This window comes from Bacillus cereus group sp. RP29 (assembly GCF_040459765.1).
Taxonomy (GTDB): Bacteria; Bacillota; Bacilli; order Bacillales; family Bacillaceae_G; genus Bacillus_A; species Bacillus_A paranthracis.
In genome coordinates this window covers 1-12,430 of record NZ_JARVHN010000002.1, presented here as the reverse complement: position 1 = coordinate 12,430, position 12,430 = coordinate 1, and the positions used below count along the sequence as shown (strand labels likewise).

Genomic DNA, 12,430 nt, shown 5'->3' with positions numbered 1-12,430 from the left:
TTTTATAATATTCAATTGCATGTGTCTCTCTATGATAAAATAAAAGGAATAGTGTTGTTTAACACATGTATCGCTATAACATATGCAAGGGATCTATTAGAAATAAGATAAGCTGCAGTAAGCATCACCGCGCCAGGTAAATAGATAGCAATATCCGAAAGTTGGTTCGTGTGAAGAAGTGTAAAAATTATAATCGAAACGATGGATGCAATAGCAGTACCAACATATTCCGAAAAACGATTTACTAATATATGGCGAAATATAATTTCTTCAATTATTGGTCCTATAATCCCAAATACAAGTAATGTGAATATAATAGGCATCTCTGCGCCATTTGTAAGGATCTGTTCTTGGTTCTCTGGCTGACCTGTATTTAGAAAATGCATAATAGAATTTTCCACAATTATCATAAGTAAAACTACCATAGGAATGCTTACTATTTTCAAAATTGTTTTCTCTTTAAAATAAGTAAAACTTTCAATAATTTCTTTCCTAAAGAAAATGATTCCTACAATAGCAGGTACAGTCACACCGATGGCACTAAGAGCAAATTCTGATTCAACTAAATTACTGTTAGTTAAAAGGGATATGCCAAATAATATGAACAAGCCAATTTGAAGTAGTGCAAACAGTATATAAACTATTAGCATAACAAGTTCTTTTGTATTCATTTTTATAAAGCTCACTTTATTACCTCCATAATGAAATTACTTAGAATCTTTGATTTTTCTTGTTGCATTAGGTTCTCCTTCTAAAATATAATTATATTAATACCAAACCGGACGGTTCGGTTCGAAAACTAATGATACTATAAGTTTCTAGTTTTTTAAACCCCCTTTATAAATTATTAATAAAATAAAAGCAAAAATATTAAGATGTTCGCATAGTTAAGAAAAGGGTAGTTTTTAATGTTGTTGTAATAATTGAATATGAATTTGAAAGGATGTACATCATGATTTTAGTTAGTTCTTGCTTAGCTGGAAAACCAGTAAGATATAATGGTACTGCATGTTTAAACGATACAATTCAAAAATTAATTGATGAAAAGAAAGCGATACCTGTTTGCCCGGAGTTATTAGGTGGTTTTGTTACACCGAGAGAACCAGCTGAAATCTTGGGCGGAGATGGATATGATGTTTTAGAGGGCAAAGCAAAAGTAATGGAACGTTCCGGTAATGATGTGACGGAATTATATATAAATGGTGCCATGAAGACTTTAAATTTAGCACAAGAAATGCAAGCTAGCCATGTAGTTTTAAAAGAATATAGCCCTTCTTGTGGCAGTAAAGAAATTTATAGTGGTGAGTTTGTTGGAAAAAAGGTAACAGGAGTCGGCGTAACGACTGCTCTATTAGAAAGTAAGGGCATTAAAGTTATATCTGAATTAGAATTAGATAAATTAATTAATAAAATATAATATTAGAGGGCACATTTTAACAATTCGCTTACCGAAATTATCAAACTTTATTATAAAAATAAATAGCTTGTAAAATTTCAACTCACGCATTTTAATCAAATTTTTTTCAAAATGCGTGAGATTTTTTTGTGATGAAATCAATGGTTTCGCTTAAATTTTAATCAAACTTAATTTCAAACCAACAAATTCACTTATTTTACATGGATAATATAATTTGATTAACTTCTTTTCAAACTGTATTGTTTGAGATTTTCATAAGATAGCGATTGATAAGATATTTCTGTTCCGAACTTATTTATACTCACAAAAAAATCAAGAAAATAGAGGGTAAACATTACCTAGAATATTAGGATCGTTTTCATTAGGAGGACAAAGCATGACTAAAGTTGATAAGGTAAAAGAAAAAATTATTGAAACATCTTTATATTTATTTAATACTAATGGGATAACTCGCACATCCATTCAGGATATAATGACAGCCACTGAACTACCGAAAGGATCTATTTATCGTAGATTCAAAAATAAAGAAGAAATTGTTCTTGCTGCCTACGACAAAAGTGGTGAGATTATGTGGAGTCATTTTCATAAAGCAATGGAAAATAAAAAAACAGCAATCGATAAAATCCTTGCAATTTTCCTTGTATATCAAGATGCAGCTAATAATCCTCCTATTGCTGGAGGCTGTCCATTACTTAATAGCGCCATTGAAAGTACTGGCGTATTTCCAGAATTACAAAAAGCAGCAGCAAAAGGCTATGATGATACAGTAATGTTAATGGCCTCTCTCATAAAGGAAGGAATAGAGAAACAAGAACTTAAAGAAGAGATAGACATTATATCGCTCGCTTCTTTTCTTGCCTCTTCAATGGAGGGAGCTATTATGGCAAGTCGAGTATCTAACGATAATATACACCATCAATATTTCATTGAACAAATAAAGCATCATCTTTACTCTTATTCTAAATAAGTGAGAACTTGCATCGCCTTTATCAGCTGCTCAAAAAGAACGGTCGTAAATGTCATAGGTATAAGAAGATGACCGTCTTTGATATTCTAGGGATTGTGTATAAAACGACAGTGAAGCATAGATAAGCTGCCTAGCGAAAAAATCACGTTTTAATAGGCTTCTTTAGCATGCCTACTTTTCTATCAATTACTAGTTTTGAACCAAGAATCGTTTCATATCTAGTAAGTTACTTGTTTAGCTTGATGGACATGCGTTGGTACCCCTTAATGTAAAATTGAAATATAGCCGTACCGTTTATAAAAAAGTTGAATCAAAATGTTATTATGTCAGTTTCCCTTCTTCCACTAACTGGCAGTTTAATTTAATAAACGATGTTATAATTTAAATCAATTAGGGGGGATAAATTTGAAAAAGAAATCTATTGTTCTTTTATGCTTGTTAATTTTCAGCATGTTAATAGCATATTATTTTTATCAAAAAAATCAAAATGAAGAATTCGTTAGATGGGGCGATAGTATACATACTGTTAACACTGAAATATTAAAAGAGAATGATATTGAATACAAAATTGAAAACGATAAAATTTATATTCCAAAAAGCTCTCTTAGAAAAGCAACATTTTGCTGTTCCTAATAAAAATACAGAGTTAAGTTATAATTCTAATGTTTGATTTAAAAAATGTTTTAGACTATAGAAAAAAGTATTAATCTATTAAAAAATAGTTGTAGACTGAAAAGGTGTTTTCTATATGTGAAAACACCTTTTATTTCTGTAACTCCATTTATAGTATCCATTTTCCTAGTGAGAATTTTCCGAATGTGTAAGTTTGAAAACATCACGTTCTGGAATGTGTTTATATAGCATGTTTTCTTCTTTGACAAGAATATCAGGGGTACCGCCAGCATTTCGGAAAAAAACCACGCTAAGAGAATATATATAAGAAAAGAGCCAGAATTTACCCCGCTAAGAGTAAATCGGCTCTTTAATATATAAAGGATGCACAGAAAAACCTAGAGGGGTTCAGCCGAGATACTTGTAGAAATGGGTCATAAGCATACATTATTTTACAAATACATCTTATCTTGAAGGTATATGGATTATATAAAGTTAAAAATATAGTGTTAAACCCAAAAAAACACCATAACAGTGTTCACGGTGTTTTCCATATTAAAAATAAGACTATTATTTAAGTACTCTGAAACTGATTCATATTGTAGAAATATCCATTTTAAGATAATGATACGCTTCAAAATCTTCATTAAATATATCTGTAACTAATTTTATAGCCTCCGTATCATAAAAGCTCTGATATGTCGGCAGCCGAGGGAAAGATGGATCTGTAATGTCAGCTTCAGCGTAGTTTCCCTTATGAATCATCTTAGGCGCCTGATGATGCCATGATCTCGTTAATGTGTCTAGTGGGATAGTCTGTAAGTTATATTTGTTTTCTATTTTTGAGATTTCATTAGAGAAATTCTCTAAATATATATAATTGGTTACAAACTCTTCTTCTCCTTGAATATATTGTTGTGAATAGTGTGGATTAAGATAGTCAGAATCTGCCCCATTCGCGTGAAGATAATGTAAAAAATGTTTAAATGATTTTTTCTTTTTGCATGTACTGTCGTTATAAATAAACTTTCTAATAGGTTCCCACTCTGGATTTTCTATACCTGGTGGAGCAATAAGGGGTCACCATACCAAAAAAAGAAAATTGTACGTTTAGACAAAATTTAGACACATTTAAACTGATTCCTGTACGTTAAGGAACCGATTACTTAGTTTACTACTTTTTTTAAAGAATCAAATAGTGAAAATTTCGTGGAAATTTGCTTAACGTAAGTTTTATATCAACTATTACGTTGGAGTACAGCCAAGGTACGTGTATTATCTACTATGAAAATCAGGAATATTTAAAGTATTCTAAGAAGAAGAATTGAGTGATAAGCTACGTTAACTACTTGATATCTTAACTAAGTAAATTATGTATTTAATGTATTCAAGGTAGTGCAATGAGAAGGTATCGAATAACCTTGCTTGGATAAACCGTGTCTCTTAAGAGCTCCTTAAGGCGCGTCCGTTACCTTGAGGGCAACGAACGGTTGTAGACTTCGATGTTGCAAGGATCGTTGTCAAACAAATTGTTTACATGTATTCAATGTAAAACTCTTATTAAATTAAGGTTTTTACTCCTAAGTATAGATAACATGTATATCTCGTCTGTATCCCTTTTTGACTTGCTCTTGATTGACCAAATAAGTCAAAATACCTTTCTAAATTTCCCTCTGATATTCCCCCTATTTTATCTTATTCAAACTTGCATTCCAATAACCCATTTCTCATACGCCTGTTTCTAAAATAATAATTTAAATTGGGACCTCTGAGAGATCCCAATTAATTAAAAAGTAATGTCTCCTCTTGTTACATCATTTACAATTTTTATACTAATCCCTCTAACATCTCGAAGACTTCTAAATTATTTTTTTGGTAGTTCAGGGAATAAATAATGTAATATACAGATGGTCAAACGTCTGGATTTGCCTTTATACGGATATATATGCATATACATCGATGGATTAAAGTTTGCCTCAAATACCTTTCTAATAATATACAGATGGTCAAACGTCTGGATTCCATAAGCATTTTTATTAGCTGCAGGAACTTCTGTATTTTCAATAATCAAATCAATACCACTAATATTTGCTCCAAGTGCCGACACAGCATCTACGGCAATTTTCTTATAATCATCGGGAATTTGATCTGTCATATCAATTGAGTCTCCACCTGTACTGACATTAGAATTTTCTCGCAGAAAAACAATTTCATCACTTGTTGGAATAGAATCTTTTCGATACCCTTGAGCTTTAAGCATTAGGACCTCTAATTCACCTAATTGTATATTTTCTAAAGGTGTTCTATGGTCCATTCCTCTTAATGAATTCAGGTTCTTTTGAGCGACTAACTCTTCAATCGTATGTGAACCGTCTCCTATAACATTGGCAGGAATTCGTAATAAAACGGCAGAAACTTTGCCATCTAGCACAAAAAATCGATATTCTGTTCCATTAATAAATTCTTCTATTAATACTGATGAGTCCTCTTTAAATGCTATTGTGAGTGCTTTGCCATCTAGCACAAAAAATCGATATTCTGTTCCAATTTGATAGTCTTCGTAACTTGCTCCGTTTTCTTTAAAGATAGATATTCCTAAACCATAATTTGTTGTTTTTGGTTTAACGACAAAAGGCTTTCCTGCAAATATATCATAGGAACGTAAGGCTTTTTCTATATCACTAAATTCCTCACCTATTGGTACACGAAATCCATGCTGTTGAAGAATTTTCTTTGTTACTGTTTTATTTTCCATAATTAATGGTGATATATAACTATCTTTACTTGTCATATTCCCATTTTTCACATATTCAACATGATTTCCTAACTGTAGTTTTAAAAATTGATCTTGTCGATCTAAAACGTCTACTTGTAATCCTTGTTGAATAGCATCAAACATTAAAATTTGTGTAGACAACTCCATGTCAGTAAATCCTGATAGTTGATATGGTTTATCCCATGCTTTTTTATAATTTTCTTTAGCAATACGGGAAGCTACCTGACTTTGACTACTTTTTATAATCTCTTTATAAAGTCTTCCAGCTAAAGTCTTATCTAAGAATTTTCTTTATAAAGTCTTGGATAAAGTCTTACTTGGATCTGTTAGCATTTCTCTCAAGTTAACAAATAAGGTATTCGAAACAGTTATGTCTAACAGCCCTGTTAAATGTTCCATCTCATCAATAATACGCTCAGCATCTGTTTTAAATTGCGTATGTTCTAACGGATGTTCAAGAGCCACTAAATTATTTTGAAAATCACCGATTTTTACCCATTCATCATTATTATCGTCTTGATCAATCCAGAGTAAATAGATGAGGAAAAGATGTAGAAATTCTGCTTGTTCATGGCTAATTCCATATGTTTCAAAAGGATTTAAATCTAGGTTTCTTAATTCAATATAACGAATCCCATGATTTTTTAAATCTGAAACTTGAGGACCGCCCCTTAAACGGACAGATGCATAAAATTCTTTTTCTTCTAATAAAACCCCTTTACTTACCAGCGAAGAAAGATCAGATATATAGTTCTGTAAACTACTATAGGATACTTGAACATCATTTTCATTACTATAACCATATTTACTATTTCTAATGCTTCTTACGGCGTCATTTAAAGGATTTATTTCAAAGAAATTCTTTTCACTACTAGGAGAAGCACCGAAGAAATAAGTTATTAACCATCGATAGTGTAAATAATTCCTTGTGACTTTCAGATAAATTTCTGTTTTAAATTGATGATAATCTTTTATTTCTGATTGTAATTCAAATAATGCCTGAATCAAATTATCGCTAAATTCAAAATTGTAATGAATACCACTAATCATTTGTTTTCGTCGACCATAAGAATTAGATAAATATCGACGATATAAAACATTTTCATGATTATTAAGTTTCGCAATAACAATATCTTCTTCTTTTTCGGGCAACTGTGGTGGCATGCTTAATGGCCAAAGCATTTCGTTATTTCCCATAGAACGATAGGCAACATCATGGATAGCTGCTAAATAATTAAATAAATCTCCTAGTGTCTCAGTAACTGGTGTGATTAATTCCATTTGTGTTTCAGAGAAATCTCGCTGAATATAGCTGCTAAATAATTAAATAAATCTCCTAGGATGTTCATCTCTTACTGAAATACTTTTGGGATGTTCCGTTTTAGCTAAACTTCCTGATAGGTCAACTCGTTGACTTTCTTTTTCAACTCCAAAACGTGCTTTTAATAAATATGGTTTAATACGGTCATTGTTTAACATTTTTTTCATTTCCATACAAACTGTACCTCCCATCAACTCAAATATTTGATATAGAAATAGCTAAAATTATAACCATTATTTTTTTGAATTTAGCATTTGGATATTAATGGCCAAAGCATTTTATTCTTATCCACGGAAAGAGAAGGGATTTCACGAATAGCTGCTAAGTAATTAATCATGTCTTCTAATGTTTTAGTATTAGGCTGAATATATGATCTTGTATCTCTTATCGAAACGGGTTTAGACGTTTCAGTGGAACTTTCAAATAAGTCAACTTGTCGATTTTCCTTTTCGATCTCATAACGAGATTTTAATAAGGATGGTTTAACACGGTAATTAAATAACATTTTTTTAATGTTTTAGTATTAGGCTGAATATATGATCTTGTATCTCTTATCGAAACGGGTTTAGACGTTTCATCCACATGAACTCTTCCTCCCAATTTATTTGTTTTTACAAACGATATAATATGACAAAATATAACAATCAAAAGTACCCACATCTCTACATGCGGATACTTTTGTTACTATATTTTGCTGTAAACTTAAATACTTCATATGCCATTGGAAGTGGGTATTGTTGTAAATAAGAATCATCTTAAATACTTCATATGGAAAGAGAAATGCTCATTTAAGAAAGTGGAAATAAAGAAGTAGCTATGATCATAGCCCTCCATTTTTTTATAAGTTACCATTTGACTATTTTTTTGAGCGTTCTCTAAGAAAATATGTTCTTCCAATTGTTTCGGATAAAACTCGTCTTGACTACCTTGCATAATAAGAATTGGTGGAATAGTAGCTTCTTTAATTAATTCTGAAGCATCCCATTCTTTCCAAGAATCTTTGTCTTCACCTAAATAAGAGGTGAAAGCATTTATTCCCCATGGTACTTGACTAGGAGTTAAGATTGGAGAAAAAGCAGAAACCGCTTTGAATCTCTTAGCATTTTTCAAACCGATCACTAAAGCCCCATGTCCTCCCATTGAATGCCCCATTATGCTTTCTTCACCTGAAAAATTAGGTACTATAGTCGAAGCAATGGATGTTAATTCATCTACGATATACGAATACATTTTATAATGCTGTGCCCAAGGATCCTGGGTAGCATTTAAATAAAAACCTGCCCCTTGTCCAAGATCCCATGCTGCAACATCAGAAACGTATTCTCCACGTGGTGAAGTATCTGGCATAATCACTGCAACTTGATGTTTTTCAGCCAAACGTTGAAATCCACTTTTTTGACTAAAATTATCATCTGTACAAGTTAAACCAGATAACCACCATATAAGTGGAATTTTTTTCTTTTCTTTATTTGATGGTAAGTAGATACTAAATTTCATATCACATTGCAAGACTTCGGAATAATGGCTATACTTACGTTGCTCTCCTTCGAAAGAACGATGTTGTTCAATACATTTAAGACTCATCCTGCATTTAAATAAAAACCCTTGTCCAAGATCCCATGCTGCAACATCAGAAACGTATTCTACTGCAACTTGATGTTTTTCAGCCAAACGTTGAAATCCACTTTTTTGACTAAAATTATCATCTGTACAAGTTAAACCAGATAACCACCATATAAGTGGAATTTTTTTCTTTTCTTTATTTGATGGTAAGTAGATACTAAATTTCATATCACATTGCAAGACTTCGGAATAATGGCTATACTCTCACTCTCCGTAAGTTAAAATCGTACGAATGGATTCACCTTTGTGTAATAAGTCAAATGCCGCATTGATGTCTTTAAATTCTAAATGATGAGTAATAAATGAATCTAAATCAATATCACCATGCATATAATCTTCGACCATTTCTGGAAGTTCAGATCTTCCTTTAACTCCACCAAAGGCTGATCCACGCCATACTCGGCCCGTTACTAATTGGAATGGACGAGTATGGATTTCTTTACCAGCACCAGCTACTCCGATAATAATACTTTCGCCCCAACCTTTATGACATGCTTCAAGAGCGGATTTCATTACTTCAACATTACCAATACATTCGAAGCTATAATCCACGCCACCATCTGTCATTTCGACTATAACTTCTTGAATTGGGCGATCATAATCTGCAGGATTCACAAAATCAGTCGCTCCCATTTTTTTAGCGAGTTCCCATTTTTGGGGATTCAGGTCAACTGCAATAATTCGGCTTGCTTTTGCTTGAACCAATCCTTGAATAGCTGCTAATCCAATCGCTCCTAAACCAAATACAGCTGTTACAGCTCCTTCTTCAACTTTTGCAGTGTTGTGTACAGCACCAATACCTGTAGTCACACCACATCCTAATAAAGCAACTTTATCTAACGGAGCGTTTTCATCGATTTTCGCTAAGTTAATCTCATTAACAACTGTATATTCACTGAATGTACTAGTTCCCATGTAATGATAAAGGGGCTCTCCATTATAAGAGAAGCGAGTTGTTCCATCAGGCATTAAACCTTTACCTTGTGTTTCTCGTACAGCACTACATAGGTTTGTTTTACCAGAACGACAGAATTTACATTCTCCACATTCAGGTGTATATAGTGGAATAACATGATCCCCAGGTTTTACTGAAGTAACTTCATCACCTACTGAAACGACAACACCAGCACCTTCATGGCCTAATACAGCAGGAAATACTCCTTCTGGGTCGTCACCTGATAATGTAGGTTTGTTTTACCAGAACGACAGAATACATTCTCCACATTCAGGTGTATATAGTGGAATAACATGATCCCCAGGTTTTACATCTGTATGACAGACAGAAGTATATAGTATTTTTACTAATACCTCTTTTGCTTTTGGCTCTTCTACATCGATTTCTACGATTTGAAGTGGCTCCCCTGGCTTAAATGCAACAGCAGCTCTACTTTTCAATTGAATCCCTACTTTCTTTTTTTATTGTTTACACCACTATAATTACACTTTATAATTTTAATTACAATACTGACAAATTTGTCACTATAAACATTTTTTTCGCGAGAGGAAGGTCAAAAATTATGGTTATTCATTATAAGGACAAGGAATTTTTCACTGGAAAAGATTTAGCTTTATCTGTGATAGGAGGGCGTTGGAAAATAGCAATTATATGGTGTTTGTTACAACGTTCGCCATTAAGATTAAGTGAAATACAAAAAAAGCTGCCTGAAGTTAATCAACGTATGTTGATTAGACAATTAAGAGAATTAGAAGACGATAAAATAATTACTCGATGTGTATTTGGAAAATACCGTAGTGCCTCCTAAGGTTGAGTATGAACTTAGTGAAATTGGTCATCAACTAGAGAATGTTGTAACAGCCATCTGTGATTGGGGAGATGACTTTAGTGATTTTGTAGAAAAAGATTCGGACGAACTTAGTTGAAGAAACAAGTAAATATCGATTCATTAAAAATAGTGCGTAATTGTATGACTTAATCCATAAATTTGCATACAAAAAACCGATAACTTTGCATCGAATGCTGTAAAGTCATACGTAACGACTAGTTAAGATAATTAACGAAAATATACGCTAAGTAAATTTCGACATAAAATGAGCCGAATTTCCTACTCTAAGGAATATTCGGCCCATATGCTTTATTTAGGTTGTAATTTGTTCTCTTCATATTCTTTTAGTATTTTATAAAAAGTATTTTTCTTAAGTCCTAATAGTTCCATAAATATAACGCTCGTTATCTCTCTTTTTTTCCACTGTTCATAAGTTTCTTCAATTATAATTAGTTGCTTTTTTTCCACTTAATACTGAAAGGGTAAATGGAGGACGCCCTAAATGCTTACCTTGGGATTTAGCAACTGCAATCCCTTCTGCTTGTCGCTGATGGATTTTTTTACGCTCTTGATCTGCAACATAGGAAAGTAAAGATAAAAACTGATCTTCCATTAATCGACCCATATCACCCATCTCTCGAAATTTACGACTATCAAACAGTGTTTCATTTTCTAAAACAACAATATCAGCTTGTAATTTTCTTGTTATGTACTTCCATTCTGAAATTACCTCATCATAATTGCGGCCCATACGATCTAAAGCATCTATGTAAACAATATCACCTGTACTCAATATTTTTCGTAATAATTGATATTGAGGACGATCAAAATGTCGCCCACTTGCTTTATCGACAAAAATGCGCCGAGCCTCCACCCCACGTTCCATCATCTTATGTAATTGACGTTGTTCATTTTGATCTCCGACAAAAATGCGCCGAGCCTCCACCCCACGTTTGTACTTACGCGTATATATCCATAAATATTCGCCACGTTTGGTATTCTCCTTACATTTGTTACCTTAATTATACCATTTTCGTTTATAAAGGTATTCATTGAAAATAAACGTTTATAAAAATATTTCCATCACCTTTATAAACTTGATAATTCAATGTTTCATAGATGTTCTTTGGCTGTTTGTAAAGGTATACCTTTTTAAACGGTTAAAAAATCTCAACCTAATAAAGTAATTTTTTTAGACTATCTTTATGTTTTCGCATTCACCAATAATAAGTATTCTGTAGATTTTATCAATACCTAAATACCTCTAAAAAATATATATTTTAGTAAATGATGCTTATTGGAAAAGGGGCTAATGAACATGAAGATAAAAAAGAGGCAATTGGTAGCAACTATATATCCAGGTCAGTTATTTAGTACTGCAACTTTACCCGAAGGCACGAGTTTTTTGAAATGGGAATTAGCAGGTAGCGGTGATTTAGATGATATTCTTTTTGACGTAATGGAAGATAAATTCTGGGACATAGATGACCTTATTTTTAGTGATGTTTTACACGAAAATCGAACTGAAGTAGTACAAAATAAAGAACTCTACATTGATAATGTTCGGAATGCTACATCATTAGTTGGAATAAACATATATGCTTTAATTTATGAATAAAGACGCCGCAATATTTCTCAATACCCATTTTTTTCTACAAATTGTATATTTTAGTTAGGTTGCTGTAGTAACCTAACTAAAATATACAATTATTATGAAATGGGGAATGGAAATGGAAACAAAAGCGACAGTAGAGATTGCAAGAGTAAGATCAGGTAAAGAGCCACAACCAGGACAGAAAAATCGTTCAAGTGGCAACTTTAGTACTGAGAATCTTCCTGCAGGAACAAAATATTTGAAATGGGAGGTTATAGGAGGCGGAGATCCGGACTTTATTAGCTTTAATGTAATGGAAGATAAGTCCGCTGCAAC

Annotated in this window: 7 protein-coding genes and 8 pseudogenes; 6 read left to right on the top strand and 9 right to left on the bottom strand. The window is 32.6% G+C overall.

Translation table 11 applies throughout. The annotated features are described in order from the left end of the window. Positions 1-29: 29 nt before the first annotated feature. Positions 30-686: a CPBP family glutamic-type intramembrane protease gene (locus QCI47_RS28340; RefSeq protein WP_353812021.1), complete on the bottom strand. Its 657-nt coding sequence runs from the start codon at positions 684-686 to the stop codon at positions 30-32. Positions 687-952: 266 nt separating this feature from the next. Here QCI47_RS28340 and QCI47_RS28335 point away from each other — a divergent pair, with 266 nt between their 5' ends. The 3 genes from QCI47_RS28335 (at position 953) to QCI47_RS28325 (ending at position 3,017) form a co-directional block, all read left to right on the top strand. Further along, complete coding sequence (locus tag QCI47_RS28335) at positions 953-1,417, top strand: 2-thiouracil desulfurase family protein (protein WP_000604767.1); 465 nt, start codon at positions 953-955, stop codon at positions 1,415-1,417. A 376-nt stretch (positions 1,418-1,793) separates the two neighbouring features. Then, complete coding sequence (locus tag QCI47_RS28330) at positions 1,794-2,384, top strand: TetR/AcrR family transcriptional regulator (protein WP_000169643.1); 591 nt, start codon at positions 1,794-1,796, stop codon at positions 2,382-2,384. A 405-nt stretch (positions 2,385-2,789) separates the two neighbouring features. Next, positions 2,790-3,017, top strand: a complete 228-nt coding sequence (locus tag QCI47_RS28325) for a hypothetical protein (protein ID WP_086405117.1) — start codon at positions 2,790-2,792, stop codon at positions 3,015-3,017. A gap of 573 nt (positions 3,018-3,590) precedes the next feature. Here QCI47_RS28325 and QCI47_RS28320 read toward each other — a convergent pair. The 7 genes and pseudogenes from QCI47_RS28320 to QCI47_RS30345 all read right to left on the bottom strand — a co-directional run. Continuing rightward, positions 3,591-4,073, bottom strand: a pseudogene (locus tag QCI47_RS28320) (sulfotransferase family 2 domain-containing protein); the annotation flags it as partial. A 787-nt stretch (positions 4,074-4,860) separates the two neighbouring features. Next, a pseudogene (gshAB, locus tag QCI47_RS28315) lies at positions 4,861-7,266 on the bottom strand (bifunctional glutamate--cysteine ligase GshA/glutathione synthetase GshB). Positions 7,267-7,340: 74 nt separating this feature from the next. Then, complete coding sequence (locus QCI47_RS28310) at positions 7,341-7,598, bottom strand: UDP-N-acetylmuramoylalanyl-D-glutamate--2,6-diaminopimelate ligase (RefSeq protein WP_353812020.1); 258 nt, start codon at positions 7,596-7,598, stop codon at positions 7,341-7,343. 245 nt (positions 7,599-7,843) lie between these two features. Beyond that, positions 7,844-8,677 (bottom strand): S-formylglutathione hydrolase, encoded by an 834-nt coding sequence (gene fghA, locus QCI47_RS28305; RefSeq protein ID WP_000053341.1) that lies wholly within the window; start codon positions 8,675-8,677, stop codon positions 7,844-7,846. A 120-nt stretch (positions 8,678-8,797) separates the two neighbouring features. After that, positions 8,798-8,884 (bottom strand): annotated as a pseudogene (locus QCI47_RS30350) (alpha/beta hydrolase-fold protein); the annotation flags it as partial. Positions 8,885-8,920: 36 nt separating this feature from the next. Beyond that, positions 8,921-9,901, bottom strand: a pseudogene (locus tag QCI47_RS28295) (S-(hydroxymethyl)glutathione dehydrogenase/class III alcohol dehydrogenase); the annotation flags it as partial. Between the two features lie 77 nt (positions 9,902-9,978). Next, positions 9,979-10,111 (bottom strand): annotated as a pseudogene (locus tag QCI47_RS30345) (S-(hydroxymethyl)glutathione dehydrogenase); the annotation flags it as partial. A gap of 122 nt (positions 10,112-10,233) precedes the next feature. Here QCI47_RS30345 and QCI47_RS28290 point away from each other — a divergent pair. Beyond that, positions 10,234-10,597 (top strand): annotated as a pseudogene (locus tag QCI47_RS28290) (winged helix-turn-helix transcriptional regulator). Positions 10,598-10,809: 212 nt separating this feature from the next. Here the strand turns inward: QCI47_RS28290 and QCI47_RS28285 are convergent. Beyond that, positions 10,810-11,490: pseudogene (locus QCI47_RS28285) on the bottom strand (recombinase family protein). 328 nt (positions 11,491-11,818) lie between these two features. Between QCI47_RS28285 and QCI47_RS28280 the strand changes: the two are divergent. Together QCI47_RS28280 and QCI47_RS28275 are read left to right on the top strand one after the other, a co-directional pair. Then, positions 11,819-12,118 (top strand): hypothetical protein, encoded by a 300-nt coding sequence (locus QCI47_RS28280; RefSeq protein ID WP_000694314.1) that lies wholly within the window; start codon positions 11,819-11,821, stop codon positions 12,116-12,118. 112 nt (positions 12,119-12,230) lie between these two features. After that, positions 12,231-12,430 (top strand): annotated as a pseudogene (locus QCI47_RS28275) (DeoR family transcriptional regulator); the annotation flags it as partial.